Origin of the sequence: Streptomyces lancefieldiae, assembly GCF_031845825.1 — a bacterium.
GTDB classification, from domain to species: domain Bacteria; phylum Actinomycetota; class Actinomycetes; order Streptomycetales; family Streptomycetaceae; genus Streptomyces; species Streptomyces lancefieldiae.
The window spans coordinates 14105-29825 of record NZ_JAVRFH010000052.1 but is presented as its reverse complement, the minus strand read 5'-3'; the positions used below and the strand labels follow the sequence as shown (position 1 = coordinate 29825).

At 73.9% G+C, this 15721-nt stretch carries 13 protein-coding genes; 2 read left to right on the top strand and 11 right to left on the bottom strand.

The window, feature by feature from the left end; translation table 11 throughout:
• Positions 1-98 precede the first annotated feature (98 nt).
• The 8 genes from RM812_RS43385 to RM812_RS33485 form a co-directional block, all read right to left on the bottom strand.
• A complete protein-coding gene (locus RM812_RS43385; protein ID WP_449657854.1) occupies positions 99-1679 on the bottom strand; it encodes an SWIM zinc finger family protein in 1581 nt (526 codons plus the stop codon).
• 1085 nt (positions 1680-2764) lie between these two features.
• Complete coding sequence (locus tag RM812_RS33515) at positions 2765-5689, bottom strand: DEAD/DEAH box helicase (protein ID WP_311581340.1); 2925 nt, start codon at positions 5687-5689, stop codon at positions 2765-2767.
• Between the two features lie 115 nt (positions 5690-5804).
• Positions 5805-6386 carry a sugar kinase gene (locus RM812_RS33510; RefSeq protein ID WP_311581336.1) on the bottom strand — a complete coding sequence of 194 codons (582 nt, stop codon included), beginning with the start codon at positions 6384-6386 and terminating at the stop codon, positions 5805-5807.
• 2 nt (positions 6387-6388) lie between these two features.
• Positions 6389-7537 (bottom strand): ROK family glucokinase, encoded by a 1149-nt coding sequence (locus RM812_RS33505; RefSeq protein WP_311581333.1) that lies wholly within the window; start codon positions 7535-7537, stop codon positions 6389-6391.
• A gap of 138 nt (positions 7538-7675) precedes the next feature.
• The gene (locus RM812_RS33500; protein WP_311581330.1) at positions 7676-8467 is read right to left on the bottom strand and encodes an ATP-binding cassette domain-containing protein; all 792 of its coding nucleotides are present in this window, start codon (positions 8465-8467) and stop codon (positions 7676-7678) included.
• Positions 8464-9492 (bottom strand): ABC transporter permease, encoded by a 1029-nt coding sequence (locus RM812_RS33495; protein WP_394816553.1) that lies wholly within the window; start codon positions 9490-9492, stop codon positions 8464-8466. The genes RM812_RS33500 and RM812_RS33495 overlap by 4 nt, the downstream gene beginning before the upstream one ends.
• 8 nt (positions 9493-9500) lie before the next feature.
• Positions 9501-10505, bottom strand: a complete 1005-nt coding sequence (locus RM812_RS33490) for a sugar ABC transporter substrate-binding protein (protein ID WP_311581324.1) — start codon at positions 10503-10505, stop codon at positions 9501-9503.
• Positions 10506-10769: 264 nt separating this feature from the next.
• Positions 10770-11507, bottom strand: coding sequence for a GntR family transcriptional regulator (locus RM812_RS33485; protein WP_311581386.1), 738 nt, complete (start codon positions 11505-11507; stop codon positions 10770-10772).
• 129 nt (positions 11508-11636) lie between these two features.
• Between RM812_RS33485 and RM812_RS33480 the strand changes: the two genes are divergently transcribed.
• Positions 11637-12650 carry a Gfo/Idh/MocA family oxidoreductase gene (locus RM812_RS33480; protein ID WP_311581322.1) on the top strand — a complete coding sequence of 338 codons (1014 nt, stop codon included), beginning with the start codon at positions 11637-11639 and terminating at the stop codon, positions 12648-12650.
• A gap of 197 nt (positions 12651-12847) precedes the next feature.
• Here RM812_RS33480 and RM812_RS33475 read toward each other — a convergent pair whose 3' ends face one another.
• Both RM812_RS33475 and RM812_RS33470 read right to left on the bottom strand, forming a co-directional pair.
• On the bottom strand, positions 12848-13534 hold the full coding sequence (locus RM812_RS33475) for a response regulator transcription factor (RefSeq protein ID WP_311581319.1): 687 nt from the start codon (positions 13532-13534) through the stop codon (positions 12848-12850).
• Positions 13535-13610: 76 nt separating this feature from the next.
• Positions 13611-14840, bottom strand: coding sequence for a sensor histidine kinase (locus RM812_RS33470; protein ID WP_311581384.1), 1230 nt, complete (start codon positions 14838-14840; stop codon positions 13611-13613).
• Positions 14841-15039: 199 nt separating this feature from the next.
• Between RM812_RS33470 and RM812_RS33465 the strand changes: the two genes are divergently transcribed.
• Positions 15040-15240, top strand: a complete 201-nt coding sequence (locus RM812_RS33465; protein ID WP_311581316.1) for a hypothetical protein — start codon at positions 15040-15042, stop codon at positions 15238-15240.
• A 33-nt stretch (positions 15241-15273) separates the two neighbouring features.
• On the opposite strand, the gene RM812_RS33460 is transcribed toward RM812_RS33465, so the two are convergent.
• On the bottom strand, positions 15274-15669 hold the full coding sequence (locus tag RM812_RS33460) for a ribonuclease domain-containing protein (protein ID WP_311581313.1): 396 nt from the start codon (positions 15667-15669) through the stop codon (positions 15274-15276).
• Between the last annotated feature and the right edge of the window lie 52 nt (positions 15670-15721).

The window sequence follows — 15721 nt, the reverse complement described above, 5'->3', positions numbered from 1 at the left end:
TACCGCGACGGCGACCGCGCCGACGTGCCCGCGGGTGTGCTCACCGGCCCGCGACCGGACGCGCAGCCACCCGACCGGGTCGGCCGTGGGGCCCTCGGTCAGAGGTCGCCCGGCCCGCCCAGGCCCGTCAGGGCGCCGACCGGGTCGAGGTCGGGGGTGCCGCGCGGCCACCAGTCGTCGCGGCCGGGCTCCGACTCGTAGGCGTACCAGAGACCGGTCCGCCCGAGCCGGAGCTGGACGTGGCCCCGGGGGTGGGTGAGGCGGTTGTGCCAAGGGCGGAAGGCGGGGAGGCCGGCGGAGAGCAGCAGGGGGCGGGCGCGGTCGAAGCGGCCGGCCGGCGGGTCCCAGGGATCCTCCAGGACGTCGAGGCCGTCCGGGCCGCCCTGCCGCCAGGCGGCCACGGCGCGCGCCAGCTCCGCCGTACCACGACCGGCGGCCGAGGCCAGAGCCGCGTAGAGCGCGCGGGTGCCGGCGGTGAGGCCGGAACCGGGGCGGGCCGCGGCGAGGCGGACGGCGTCCTGCCACAGCGACAGCCCGCCGACCGGGTCGCGGCCGGTGGTGAGCAGGGCGTGCGCGCGGGCGGCGGCGTCGGTGGCGAGTTGGTCCAGGGCGAAGGGGTCAGGGCCGCCCGGTGCCGCCGGATAGGCCGGGGGCTGTTCGGGATGTGAAGGCGCGGGCAGCGGGGCCGGGAGGGGCGGCCGGGTGCGCGCGGCCAGGGCCTCACCGGCCCGGACGCCGGGCAGGGGGGCCGGTCCGCGATCCTGGGCGGCGCGGGCCGCGCGGGCCGCGTTCAGCCGGGACAGGGCGTCGAGCAGGTCGCGTTCGCCCCGGCCGCGCAGCAGGAGCAGGACGAAGGGGTCGGCGTCCAGCAGTCGTGCCGTCTGGTAGCAGAGGGCGGCGGCATGCTTGCACGGGTGCCCGGAGTCGGGGCAACTGCACTGCGGGGCGAGGTCGCCCGGGCCGGGGAGCAGGGGGACCCCGCAGTCGGCCAGGGAGTGGGGCAGCTCCTTGTCCAGGAGGGCGGCGATGTGCCCGGGCCGCTCGACGGCGGCGTCCAGGAACCGCTGCCAGTCGTCGTCGCCCAGCGTGCGCAGTCGCACCTGCACGCGGTACGGCCGGGGCCGGGTGCCCTGCACGTAGGCGAGGACCAGGCCCGGCGTCACGGTGATGGCGTCGACGTGCCCCCGCTCGGCATAGGCACGCCCCCGCGCCAGCCGCGCGGCGTCCAGGGCGCCCTCCTCCAAGGCGGTCACCCACGCGTTCCCCCACCATGTGCCGGCGAAGTCCTCGTCCGCCGCCGCCCGGGGCGGGAGGGCGGGGAAGGTCCGACGGAGCTCGCCGTCACGGTCCGGGGCGGCCATGGCGGCCATGGGCCGCAGACCGCGGGGGTTCCCGGACGCCGCCGGGTGCGGAGCCCGGCCCGGCGCCGCCGGATCACGCTCCGGGTGCGGAGCCGCCTGCTGCCGGAGCGGCGGGGGCTCGTGCGACGACATGGGCGGGAGCCATGGCTCGTCGGCAGCGGCCGGTTCTCCTGCGGGGTCCACTGCCCAGGTCGACGCCCAGGTGTGCGCGGCGCGGGAGGGCGTGGCTGCGGGCGCGGGGGCAGGGGCAGGGGCAGGGGCAGGGTCGAGGCCGGGCGACGGGTCCGGCTGCTCCGGCAGCTCCGCGTGGGAAGCCATCACCGGGTTCCCGGCGTAGGGCCCACCGGCGGACCCGGCGGACCCGGCGGAGGCCCCGCCGGAGGACCCGGCGGACGTCCCGGCAGTCCCTGCGTGGGACCCCTCAGACCCTCCGGCGGACCCGGCGGAGGCCCCCTCAAACCTCCCGGCGGACCCGGCAGACCCTCCAGAGGACCCCTCAAACCTCCCGGCGGACCCGGCAGACCCTCCAGAGGACCCCTCAAACCTCCCGGCGGACCCGGCAGACCCTCCAGAGGACCCCCCGAACCTCCCGGCAAGCCCGGCGGACTCGCCGAAGGTCCCGGCAGACCTTCCGGAGGCCGGCGGCTCCCCCGCCGGGTCCGCCTCCGCCCCCGCCTCCACCTCCGGCGGCAGCCGGAACGCGTCCGCGATGAACTCCCGTACGGCGAGCGCGCGGGCGTCTGCTGTACGGGAACCGCCGGAGCCGTGCGGGCGACGGGCCGGGCCGGACAGCCGCTGCGGGCTCGCCGTCCCCTTGGCCGCGGTGCCCGCCCGGGCCTGCCGACGCGCCGCCCGCAACGCCTCACGCGCCACATCCGCCGGTCGGCTGTCGCCTCCGTCCACGGAGCCGGGGCGGGCCGCGGTGGTCGCACCGCCGGTCGGGAGCGTGGGAGCAGGAACAGACGCCTCACCCGGAGGGGTCTTCGCGTCGTCGGAGCGGTCGGCCGGGTGAGAGGCGGTCGCTCCGTCAGGGAGCGTCGTCCCGGTCGGCCGGGACGCCTCTTCGGGCCGGTCCGCTGGTGCGGTGCGGGACGGGGCCGGTGCCTGTTCAGAGGCCGCTCCCTCCCCCGCCGAGCCATCGGCGCCGCCGTCCGCCCCCGCATGCCGTGCGGTCCGCGCGCCGTGCAGCGCCGCGCGGGCGATGTCCGCGGGGCGCGCCCCGATGTGCTCCTCCCGCTCCTCCCTCTTCCGGTCCCGGTCCCGGTCGTCGTGGTCCTCGCCGTGCTCCCGCCCCGGCTGAAGGTGAAGGTCCGTGGTGTCGGCGGTGGGACCGCCCGGCGCTCCCTCACCGCGCTCGCGGGCCTCGCGCAGGGCACGGCGTGCCTCGTCGGCGGGGCGGGGGGTCATGACGGCCTCCGCAAGGACACCAGGTCGGACAGTTCGCGCACCGTCAGCTCGGTGAGGGCCGACTCGCCGGAGCCGAGGACCGCGTCGGCCAGGGCCCGCTTGGACTGCAGCATCTCGGCGATGCGGTCCTCGACCGTGCCCTCGGTGATGAGGCGGTGGACCTGGACCGGCTGGGTCTGGCCGATGCGGTAGGCGCGGTCGGTGGCCTGTTCCTCGACGGCGGGGTTCCACCAGCGGTCGAAGTGCACGACGTGGCCCGCGCGGGTGAGGTTCAGGCCGGTGCCGGCGGCCTTCAGGGACAGCACGAGGACGGGGGTCGCCCCGCTCTGGAAGCGGTCCACCATGCGCTCGCGTTCCGGCACCGGCGTACCGCCGTGGAGGAGGTCGACGGGGACCGCGCGGGCGGTCAGGTGCGAGGTGATGAGGCGGGCCATGCCGACGTACTGCGTGAAGACGAGCGCCGAACCGTCCTCCGCGAGGAGCGTGTCCAGCAGTTCGTCCAGCAGGGTGAGTTTGCCGGAGCGGGCGGTCAGCCGGTCGGCCGCGCCCGGCGGGTGCTCCTCCTTCAGGAACAGCGCGGGGTGGTCGCAGATCTGCTTCAGCGAGGTGAGGAGCTTGAGGACGAGGCCCCGGCGGCCCATGCCCTCGGCCGCCTCGATGGCGAGCATCGACTCGCGCACCACAGCCTCGTACAGCGCGGCCTGTTCGCGGGTGAGCGGGACGGGGTGGTCCGTCTCGGTCTTCGGCGGCAGCTCGGGGACGATGCCCGGGTCGGACTTCTTGCGGCGCAGCAGGAAGGGCCTGATCAGCCGGGCGAGGCGCTCCACCGCTTCCTCGTCCTCGCCGTTCTCCACCGCGCGCGCGTGCCGGGCGCGGAAGGACTTCAGGGGGCCGAGGAGCCCGGGTGTGGTCCAGTCGAGCAGGGCCCACAGCTCGGAGAGGTTGTTCTCCACCGGTGTGCCGGTCAGCGCCACGCGCGCGGGGGACGGGATCGTGCGCAGGGCCTTGGCCGTCGCCGAGTACGGGTTCTTGACGTGCTGTGCCTCGTCCGCGACGACCATGCCCCAGTGCTGCTCGGCCAGGGTCGCCGCGGCGGACCGCATCGTGCCGTACGTGGTGAGCACGAAGCCGCCGGTCAGGTCGTCCAGGGTGCGGTCGGCGCCGTGGAAGCGGCGGACGGGGACGCCGGGCGCGAACCGGGTGATCTCCCGCTGCCAGTTGCCCAGCAGCGAGGCCGGGCAGACCACCAGGGTCGGCTCGGTGCGGGCCCGCTTGAGGTGCAGGGCGATGACGGTGACCGTCTTGCCGAGGCCCATGTCGTCGGCGAGGCAGCCGCCGAGGCCGAGCGAGGTCATGAGGTCGAGCCAGGCGAGGCCGCGCAGCTGGTAGTCGCGGAGGGTGGCGTGCAGGCCGGGCGGCGCCTCGGCGGGCCGCACACCGGCCGTGAGCCGGTCTCGCAGGGCGGCCAGCGCGCCGACCGGCACCACCTCGACCGTCTCGCCGTCGGCCTCCGCGCTGCCGGTGAGGGCGACGGACAGGGCGTCGACCGGGTCGAGCAGGCCCAGGTCGCGCTTGCGGGCGCGGCGGACCAGGGCAGGGTCGACCAGCACCCACCGGTCGCGCAACCGGACGACCGGACGGTGGGCCTCCGCGAGGGTGTCCATCTCGGCCTCGGTGAGCGGGTCGCCGCCGATCGCCAGCTGCCAGCGGAACTGGAGGAGGTCCTCGCTCTCGAAGAAGCCGGTGCCGTCGGTCGCGGAGCCGGGCGCGGGCCGGACCACCGCGGTCGCGGTGAGGTCCTGGGCCAGGTCCCGGGGCCAGTGGACGGCGACCCCGGCGGCGGCAAGCCGGCCGGCCGCCACTCCCAGCAGGTCGGTGACCTCCTCCTCCGAGAGGCCGAGGACGTCGGGCACGTCCTGCTCGGTGAGCCGGTCGAGCGGGGGCCAGACCCGCGCCGCGCGCCGCACCGCCAGGGCGGCATCCACGCGCGCGCGGGGGCCGAACGCCGCGTCGGCCGCGCCCGACCACAGGTCCGCCGCGTCGGCCACGAGGGTGGGGTCGGCGAGGCTGTGCACCTGGACGACCGCCGCCCCCGCGCGGCGTACGCCACCGCCACCGCCACCGCCACCGTCGCCGTCGCCGTCGAACAGGTCGTACGCCGACAGGTCGAGGCGGAGCGAGATCCGCACGCCCGCGTCCATGCCGGCGGCGACCTCCGCGGCCCAGTCGTGGGCGTCGGGCAGGCGCTGGGCCGTGCGGGCGGCGAAGGGCCGGCCCGCGGCGTGGGGTGCGGCCGGGGTGCGGGGCAGGGTGTCGGCGACCGCGTCCAGGAAGGCGCGGACGAGTGCTTCCGGCTCCGGCAGCCGGATCGGGCCGGGGCCGTCCAGCGGGACCGCGTGGCCCTCCGGGGGCAGCGCGGCGGCCACCGCCCGCAGGTGGGCGATGTCGTCCGGGTCCAGCGGGCCGGCCCGCCAGGCGTCGTGCCCGCTCGCCGTCAGGCCGGGCAGCAGCCGGCCGCGCGCGGCGAGCCGCAGGGCGTGCAGGGCGGCGGCGCCCCAGCAGGCGGTGGCCGGGTGGGCGGCCGGGTCGTGCCGGGCGCTCACCAGCAGGGGCAGCGCCTGGCCGAGCGGGAGCGACAGCGCGGGCGTCGTCCTGCGGCGTACGCCGGCACCGTGCCGCCGTACGACGGTGAGCCGGGTGTGTCCGGGGGGCTGGTCGTCGTCCTCGGCGGTCGTCGCGGTGACGGGGCCGTCCTCGGGGTCCCAGAAGGCGATCCGCCCGTCGCGCGGGAGCGGCGCGGGCAGGAAGACGGCGGCGAGCCGGAGGGGGACGGACGGAGCGGACTCCTCCGGCTGCCCCGCCGTGCCCCGCTCTCCCGCCTGCCCGGCGGCTCTCCTGTCCACCACGGCCATGTCGCTCATACGTCCTGTCACCTCCCGCCCGTGTGCCGGATCAGATGTCTTCGACTCTACGGGCGGGGTCTGACAATCGGCCCCGGGGCCGGTCGGCCGGGGCACGTTCGCCGCTCGCGTGCGGTCAGGGGACCGTGTGCGAGACCACGTACACCATCGGATACTCCGGGTTCGCCATGTTCACCACGACGTCCTGGGTGGGTGCCGGGTCGGGCTGCTCCTTGACCAGGCCCCACCAGGAGCCGGACTCTCCGAACTCCCAGCCGGTGACCTGCCGGGCGCGGTCGCTGATGGCGATCTTCTGCTGCCGCAGTGCCGTCCGGTCGACGCCCAGCCCCGCCAGGAAGGCGTCCAGGCCGGCGCCGGTGGTCTCGAACTGGACGTAGAGGCGGCTGGTCTTCCAGTTGTTCGTCTCGTAGTACGCGACTTCTTCGGACGGAACCGGGACGGGCACCTGGTAGAGGCGGCGCTGCAGCCTGGACGGCCAGCCCTCGGTCATGCCGGTCGCCGCGTACTTCGCCTCCTTCTGCCTGCCGCTGTCGCGGCTCTGGTTGGCGGAGATCACGAGGTAGCCGGCCGGGATGCCGATGAGCAGCACGATGATGAGCAGGGTGAGCGCCCGGCGCCGGATCATGTGCCGACGGTCCTCGCCCGGCGGCCCGGGCTCGGCCGGGGGGCCGGCCTGGTGGGGCAGGGGGTCCGTCACCGTCACAGCGACTCCCGGGACGTCCGGCGGGCCTCCGCGTACCGCTCGTAGCGCTCGTACCGCTCCACCCGGCGCCGTTTGGCGCGCCGGAAGCGACGGGCGACCAGGCGGGCCAGGTCGGCGGCGCCCACCATGCCGGCCTCGGGACCGAGCTGGGCGCGGACGATGCGGGCCTCGGGGCGGTAGCCGCGGCCCGTGAGCTGACGCTTGAAGGCGTCGCGGGCCGGGCCGATCAGCAGGTCGTCGGCGGCGCTGACCCCGCCGCCGATCACGAAGCAGGACGGATCGAGGGCCGCGGCGAGGTTCGCGATGCCGACGCCGAGCCACTGTCCGATGTCCTGGAGCAGCTCGACGCACATGGCGTCGCCGTCACGGGCCAGCTCGGTGATCATCGGGCCGGTGATGTCGCCGATGCTGCCCTTGACGTGCTCGATGATCCCGTAGGCCACCGGCGAGTCGGCGGCGGCCAGCTCGCGGGCCTCCCTGACCAGGGCGTTGCCGGAGCTGTACTGCTCCCAGCAGCCGCGGTTGCCGCACGGGCAGCGGTGGCCGCCGGGCACGACCTGCATGTGGCCGAACTCGCCGGCGACCCCGTACTTGCCGCGCTTGACCTGGCCGCCCTCCAGGATGGCACCGCCGATACCGGTGCCGAGGGTGATCATGACGAGGTGGTCCTCGCCGCGGCCGGCGCCGAAGCGCCACTCGGCCCAGGCGGCGGTGTTGGCGTCGTTGTCCACCAGGACGGGAACCGCGAGGCGGCCGGCGATGCGGTCGCGCAGGGGTTCGTTGCGCCAGGACAGGTGGGGGGCGAACAGGACGCGGTTGCGGTCGGCGTCGACCCAGCCCGCCGCGCCGATGCCGACGGCGTGCACGTCGTGCCGGTCGGAGAGGTCCAGGACCAGCTCGACGATGGTGTCCTCGACGACCTTCGGGCTCTTGGACTTGTCCGGCGTCTCCGTGCGGAGCTTCTCGAGGATGTTGCCGTCGGCGTCGACGACGCCCGCCATGACTTTCGTGCCGCCGATGTCGATGCCGACCGTCGGCACCCGGGGTGCCGTGAGGTGCGAGCGGCGTTCCCTGGTACCCACGGTGCGCAGGACCGGGGCGCGGCGGGAGCCGATGGGGGCGGTGAAGTCGCGGTAGGTGCTCATCGGGTGCGATTGTGCCGCACGGCCCCGCCGGGTGCCGAATGCGACGGGGGCGGGGGCAGCGGTTCGTCGCCGGGTGCGGGTGCGTCGTGGCCGGTCGCGCCCACGCGGCGCAGCCTCATGTGACACAGCCCCTCCCCCTCAGCGGCGTTGCAGCTCGTGGCGCAGGTCATCCAGCTCGTTCCCGCCTGCCATCTGCCTCGTCAGCTCGTCCAGCGTGATGTCGTCCCGTTCGTGGTTGCCCACCATCGCGCCGCGCTTCAGGAGGACGAAACGGTCGCCCACCAGGTACGCGTGATGCGGGTTGTGGGTGATGAGGACAACACCCAGGCCCTGGTCGCGGGCCGCCGCCACGTACTTCAGGACCACGCCCGACTGCTTCACGCCGAGGGCCGCCGTCGGCTCGTCGAGCACCAGGACCTTCGCGCCGAAGTACACCGCGCGGGCGATCGCCACGCACTGGCGTTCGCCGCCGGAGAGGGTGCCGATGGGCTGGTCGACGTCGCGCAGGTCGATGCCCATGCGCAGGAGTTCCTCGCGGGTGGTGCGGCGCATGAGGTCGACGTCCATGCGCTTGAACGGGGCGACGCCCTTGCGGGGCTCGGAGCCGAGGAAGAAGTTCCGCCAGACCGGCATGAGGGGTACGACGGCCAGGTCCTGGTAGACGGTGGCGATGCCGCGGTCCAGGGCCTCGCGCGGGGAGGACAGGCGGGTCTCCTCACCGTCGAGGCTCAGGGTGCCGCCGTCGTGCTGGTGCAGGCCCGCGATGATCTTGATCAGGGTCGACTTGCCCGCGCCGTTGTCGCCCAGCACACAGGTGATCTCACCGGCGTGGACCTCCAGCGACACGCCCTCCAGGGCGCGGACGTTCCCGTAGTTCTTGCTGACGTCGGACAGCTCCACGAGCGCCGTACGGCTTGCGGTCTGCGTCATTTGGCGGCCTCCGCGCGCTTGCGGACCCAGGCGTTGAGCAGGGTCGCGAGGAGCAGCATCGCTCCGAGGAAGAACTTGAACCAGTCGGGGTTCCACTCGGCGAAGACGATGCCCTTGCTGGTCATGCCGAAGATGAACGCGCCGACCGCCGAGCCGACGGCGCTGCCGTAGCCGCCGGTGATCAGACAGCCGCCGATGACGGCCGCGATGATGTAGATCAGCTCGTTGCCGACGCCCTCGCCGGACTGGACGACGTCGTAGGAGAAGAGCAGGTGCTGGCCCGAGATCCAGGCGCCGAACGCCACGCCCATGTACAGGCCGATCTTCGTCCTGGTGACCGGGACGCCCACCGCGCGGGCGGCGTCCTTGTTGCCCCCGACCGCGAAGATCCAGTTGCCGGCGCGGGTGCGCAGCAGGATCCAGCTGGCGACGGCGACCAGGGCGAGCCACCACAGGATGGTGACCTTGAAGCCGACCCCGCCGATGGTGAGGGTGGAGGCGAAGACGTCCCGCGCGGAGGGGAAGCCCTCCATGTCGGCGATCGTCTTGGTGGAGACGGTGCCGTCGATCAGCTTGGTGAAGCCCAGGTTCAGGCCGGTCAGCATGAGGAAGGTGCCCAGGGTGATGATGAAGCTGGGCAGCCTGGTGCGGGTGAGCATGAAGCCGTTGAACGCGCCGATCGCCAGGGTGACCAGCAGGGACACGCCGACGCCGACCCAGACGTTGGCGGTCATCTGGTAGCTGAACATCGACGACACCAGGGCCGACGAGGTCACCATGACGCCCGCGGACAGGTCGAACTCGCCGCCGATCATCAGCAGTGCCACGGGGACGGCCATGATGCCGATCGTGGAAGCCGCGTAGAGCACCGTGCTGAGGCTGGAGGCGCGCAGGAAGCTGTCGGCGAAGAACGCGAAGAAGACGAAGACGGCGATCGCGCCGACGACGGAGCCCAGCTCGGGGCGGCCCAGCAGCTTCCGCAGCGGAGAGGTCTGCAGAATCCTTTCGTCAGCCCGGGCTTCCATGGTGGCGCTCATCGGGTGCCCCGCTTCGTGTAGTCGGCCAGCGCGGCGGCGTCGTCCTTGGTGATGATCTGCGGCCCGGTGAGCACCGGCCGGCCGCCGCCGAGGACATCGGCGTTGTACCTGTAGAGCCACAGCAGGTCGACCGCCTCGTAGCCCTGGAGGTAGGGCTGCTGGTCGACCGCGAAGCCGAGGGTGCCGTCCTCCAGGCCCGCGGCCACCTTGGCGTTGAGGTCGAAGGTGTCGATCTCGGCCTTGCTGCCCGCGCCCTGCTTGGCCTTCACCGCGGTGTCGGCGTAGGGAGCGCCCAGGGTGACGACGGCGTCGACGGCCTTGTCGGTCTGGAGCTTGGCCTCGAGGGCGGACTGCACGTCCGGCATGCTGGTGCCGTTGACGTAGAGCCGCTGGACCTTGCCGTCGAAGGCCTTCTCCACGCCGTCGCAGCGCTGCTCGTGACCGACGTTGCCCTGCTCGTGCAGCACGCAGAGCGCCTGCTTGCGGCCCCGCTCGTTCAGCTCCTCGCCGACGGCCTCACCGGCGATCGTCTCGTCCTGGCCGATGTGGGTGAGCGCGCCGAACTCCTTGGACTCCTGCGAGCCGGAGTTCACCGTGACCACCGGGATGCCCGCCTTCCGGGCCCGGTCCAGGGCGGACTTCATGGCGTCGGGCTTGGCGAGTGTGACGATGATCCCGTCGACCTTCTTGTCGACGGCCGCGTCCACGAGCTGGGCCTGCTGCTGGGCCTCGTCGTCGTGGGAGTACAGGAAGTTGATGTTGTCCTTCACGGCGGCCTGCTCGGCGCCGCTCTGGACGATGTCCCAGAAGGTGTCGCCATCACCCGAGTGAGTGATCATCGCAAAGGTCCAGCGGGGTGTGTTCACCGCCGCCCTCCCCTGGGCCGCCGCGGCCTTGCGGGCGTCCTCGGCGCGCTTGCCGCCGGTGCTGCTGCAACCGGCCAGGGACACCGACAGTGCTCCTGCCAGCGCGATGCCTACCCAGGTCCGAAACCGTGCCACGAGGCCGTGCCCTTCTTGCTGTGCCGTGCTGTGCGTGCCGGGTTTCCAGAACCCGGCCGGGTTTTGGGAACCCCAAACGCCCCATTGTCCGACACGGCGAACGATCGCTCTGCGCCGGGGAGCAGGAGTCGGTCACATTGTCCGGACATGGGGGCGCGTCCGCGCGGCGAACCCGCACGGCGAAGACACATGGCGAACCCGCACGGCGAAGACGCATGGCGAACCCGCACGGCGAAGACGCATGGCGAAGACGGTCGGCGCAGATCAGGACCGTACGAGCAGCTGGAACTCGAAGGAGTAGCGGGACGGACGGTAGGTGTGCGTGCCGAGCTCGACCGCGCGCCCCGTGTCGTCGAACGTGATGCGCTGCATGGTGAGCAGAGGGGCGCCCTGGTCCTCGCCGAGCCGTTCGGCCTCGTCGGCGGTGGCCGCGCGGGCGCCGATGGTCTGGCGGGCGCTGTGCAGGGTGATCCCGGCGGCTCGCAGCAGCCGGTACAGGCCCGTGGCCTCCAGCTGCCGGGTGTCCAGGTCGACGAGACCGGGCGGCAGGTAGTTGCACAGGTACGCCATCGGCTCCCCGTGCGTCAGCCGCAGCCGCTCCACCCGGTGCACGTCGCTCTCCTCGGCCACGCCGAGCGCGGCGGCGACCTTGGCGGTCGCGGGGACGACGGTGTTGACCAGGACCTTCGTGGCCGGACGCTGCCCCGCCGCCTCCAGGTCGTCGTAGAGACTGCTGAGTTCGAGGGGGCGCCTGACCTTGCTGTGCACGACCTGGGTGCCGACGCCGCGGCGGCGCACGAGCAGGCCCCTGTCGACGAGCGACTGGATGCCCTGGCGGACCGTGGGCCGGGACAGGCCGAGCCGCGCGGCGAGCTCGATCTCGTTGCCCAGCAGGCTGCCGGGGGTCAGCGCGCCGTGCTCGATCGCCGCCTCCAGCTGCTGCGCCAGCTGGAAGTACAGCGGCACGGGGCTGCTGCGATCCACGCTGAGATCCAGCGACACGGTCGGGTCCACTTCTGGTTTGGGCACGGGCCGAGCGTAGCTCTGTGCGTGATTGACGGGAAGTTGTGTAGTTCGATTGTCCGGACATACGCGTTGACAGCGCGCGGGCTGTGAGCCCACTTTGATTCCATGCGCATCGGGGTCATCGGTACGGGCCGTATCGGCACCGTCCACGCCAACACGCTCAGCCGCCACCGCGACGTCGGATCCCTGATCCTCACGGACGCCGACCCCGCACGGGCCCAGGACCTGGCGCACCGGCTGGGCGAGACGGCGGCGCCGGGGGTGGACGAGATCTTCCGGTGGGGCGTGGACGCCGTGGTGATCACCACGGCGACGTCGGCCCACGCCGAACTGATCGGTCGGGCGGCGCGCTCGGGGCTGCCGGTGTTCTGCGAGAAGCCCATCGCGCTGGACCTGGACGGCACCTTGCAGGCGATCGCCGAGGTGGAGGCCGCCGGCACGCTTGTGCAGATGGGCTTCCAGCGGCGCTTCGACGCCGGCTACACGGGCGCGCGCGAGGCGGTGCGGTCCGGGCGGCTGCACACCGTCCGGGCGGTGACGAGCGACCAGGCGCCGCCGCCCGCCGCGTATCTGCCGCAGTCCGGCGGGCTCTACCGGGACACACTGATCCACGACTTCGACGTCCTGCGCTGGGTGACCGGGCGGGAGATCACCGACGTGTACGCCGCCGGGTCCGACGCCGGGCCGCCGATGTTCCGGGCGGCGGACGACGTGGACACGGGCGCGGCGCTCCTCACGCTGGACGACGGCACGCTCGCCACGGTCACCGCGACGCGGCTGAACGGGGCGGGGTACGACGTCCGCATGGAGCTGGCCGGTGAGCTGGACCAGATCGTCGTCGGCCTGGACGACCGTACGCCGATCGCGTCGACGGAGCCGACCGGGCCGCCGGCCGCGGACCGGCCGTGGACCGGCTTCGTGGAGCGCTTCGGTCCCGCCTACGAGGCGGAGCTGGCCACGTTCGTGGAGGTCGTGCGCGGCGAGCGGGCCAATCCGTGCGACGGGCGCGAGGCGCTGCAGGCCCTGCGGATCGCCGAGGCCTGCGAGACCTCCCGGCGCGAGCGCCGGCCCGTACGGCTGGCGGAGGTCCCGGGGGCCGCGGCGTCCGTGGCGGGCTGAGCGGACGGGCGGCAGGGGCCGCGCACCCTCGCGTCTTCGCGTCCTCGCGTCCTCGCGTCCTCGCGTCAGGTGAGCGGGGACGACAGCGGTGCCGGCGGGTCCGGTGCGGCCACCCCCCACCGACAGGGCGGTCCGGCCTCCCCGCGCCGCCGGGGCCCCGGTGCGGCCTCTCCACCCCGACCACGCCCGCGCCCCGGCTAGTGGCCGGCCCCGGCCTCCCCCTCGTCGTCCAACAGCCCCGCGTCGTACACCAACAGGGCCACCTGGACGCGGTTGTTGAGATCGAGCTTGGCCAGGATGCGCGAGACGTGGGTCTTGACCGTCGCCACGCTCATGAAGAGTTCCGACGCGATGGCGGCGTTGGCCAGGCCCCGGCCGACCGCGACGGCGACCTCGCGCTCGCGGTCGTTGAGGGCGGCCACGCGCGTACGCGCGCGGGTGCGCCTCGTGTCGGCGGCACTCCCGGCCGCGTGCTCCATGAGCCGCCGGGTCACGGCGGGCGACAGCACGGGGTCGCCGGCCGCGACCCTGCGCACCGCGTCGAGGATCTCGGCGGGCGGGGTGTCCTTCAGGACGAACCCGGCGGCGCCGGCGCGCAGGGCCCGCAGCACCTGCTCGTCGGCGTGGAAGGTGGTGAGCACGATGACCTGCGGGGCGTCCGCGCGGCCCCGCAACCGCTCGGTGGCCGTGAGTCCGTCCACCACCGGCATCCGGATGTCCATGAGGACGACGTCCGGGCGGGTGCGGTCGACGAGGGCCCCGACCTCGTGGCCGTCGGCGGCCTCACCGACGATCTCGACGTCGCCGGCGCCGCCCAGCATGAAGGACAGCCCGGCCCGCACCAGCGGGTCGTCGTCGACGAGGAGCAGTCTGATCGCAGTCATGGGCCCCACGAAACCACGCCTGCCGGAGGCCGTCTCCGGCCCTGTCGCGACGGCCGCCCGCACGCGGGCGCTCGGCTCATCCCCACGGCAGCCGGGCCCGTACCTCGAAGCCGCCGTCGCGCGTGTGGCCGTGGTCCAGGGTGCCGCCCGCAAGCACGGCGCGCTCGGTCAGTCCGATCAGCCCCTGCCCGGATCCGGGCACGTGAGGCACCTCGCCCTCGGGCGGGGCGTTGCGCACCGACACGGCGAGACCGTCACCCGGCGCTCCGGTGACGGAGACGGCGACCTCGGTGCCGGGGGCGTGCTTGCGCGCGTTGGTCAGCGCCTCCTGGGCGATGCGGTAGGCGGTGCGGCCCACGGAGGCGGGGACGGCGTCGGGGTCGGTGACGCGGCCGGCGAAAGTGACCTTCATACCGGCCGCGCGGCACTCGGCGACCAGCGCGTCGAGTGCCGCGAGCGTCGGCTGGGGGCGCCCGGCGTCGTCGGACTCCCCCGCCCGCAGGACGCCGATGATCTCCCGTAGGTCCTGGAGGGCCTCGTGCGCGCTCTCGCGGATGACCCCGGCCGCCCGCGCCACCTCCTCGCGGGACGCGTCGGGCCGGAACTCCAGGGCGCCCGCGTGCACGCTGAGCAGCGTCAGCCGGTGGGCGAGGACGTCGTGCATCTCCCGGGCGATGTCCTCGCGGGCCAGCCGTTGCGCCTGCTCGGCCCGGAGGCGGGCCTCCGCCTCGGCGTGCCGGGCCCGGTCGCGCAGGCTGAGCAGGAGCTGGCGCTTGGAGCCGGCGAGCAGGCCCCATCCGACGACCGTGACGGTGAGCAGTGAGCCGATGACGACCGACCCCAGGTAGGGCATGCCCGGCTCCGGGCGCAACCAGTAGTACAGGGGCTGCACCAGGAAGCCGGCGCCTCCCACCCAGACCACGTACCGCACCGGCCGGTGCACGGCGAGCGTGAAGAGGGAGAAGAGGGCGGCGCCGCCCGCGGTGGCGGAGACCAGGGAGACGGGCACCATCGCCACGGCCAGCCCGACCGGCCACCGGCGCCGGAGCCAGACGGCGGCGCAGGACAGGGCCCCGACCACCTGGTCGGCGACCTCCCAGGCGGGCGAGAGGTGCACCTCCTGGTCGAGCGCGTCTGCGGCCATCAGCCCGACGGCGACCGCGATCAGGAAGCACGTGAAGTCGACGATCCAGTCGCGCGCGGTGCGCCGCGGCCGTCCACCGGGCCGTTCGGACCGCGGGTACAGGTCCTCGACCACCGCCCCGGGCAGCACCCAGCGCCGCCCGGCGTAGGCGGGCAAGGTCATGGCCTGCTCGTCACTCTTCACAGTCGACAAATCTACGCAGCCCGGCGGAGCGCGACTGCGGCGCGGACGGGATCGCCGACCAAAGTCGTACGACCGGCGACCTTCGGCGTGACGGAGCGGGCAGGAGGAGCCTTCCGTCGGACAGGACTCGCCCCGCGGCCGATGTGCGTGGGGGGTCCGCGGGGCGAGAGTCGGTGACATGAAGGGATTGCTGGAGTTTCTGGGTGTCCTGGCCGTGATTCAGGGCGTGATGGGCCTGGTGCACGAGTTCACCGACTGGAACCTGGGCCTGGTGCAGCGGCTCGGTTTCCTCGACGGCTACGAGGTCTACGGGAGTGTCGCGCTGCTCGTTCTCGGTGGCGCGCTGTTCGCCGCAGCCGGGAGCCGCAGGTCCGGGTGAGCCGATGGCCCGAGGGCCCGGTGGCCGCGGCCCTCAGCAGCCGTGGTCGACGAGGTCGAACGAGGCGTAGTGGTCGGCCGTGTAGTAGTCCTCCTGGTACTCCTCACCGGTGACGATGCGGCGGGCACCACGCGTGTCGGAGCCCGGCGTGATCACCGTGTACTCGTGGTAGTAGCCGGTGGTCCGGTCCGGAAGGATGCCCTCCCGGTTCTGGAAGACGGTCCCGTCCTGGTCGAACGGGTAGGGGCCGCCCTGCTCGATCAGGTCGAGCGTGTCGTGCGCCTGGGAGGGCAGGTCGCTGTAGCAGATGTCGCCGACCGCGGCGGTGGAGGCGCCCGCCGTGGTCGCGGAGACGGTGCCGCCCACGAGGAGGGCGGACAGGACTGCGGCTGCTGCGCCGAGCCGAGCGGCGCGTGGGGGGAATCGCATGACCTCATGATGACGCGCGTAGACGGTGGCATGTCAATGACAAGACCGTGGA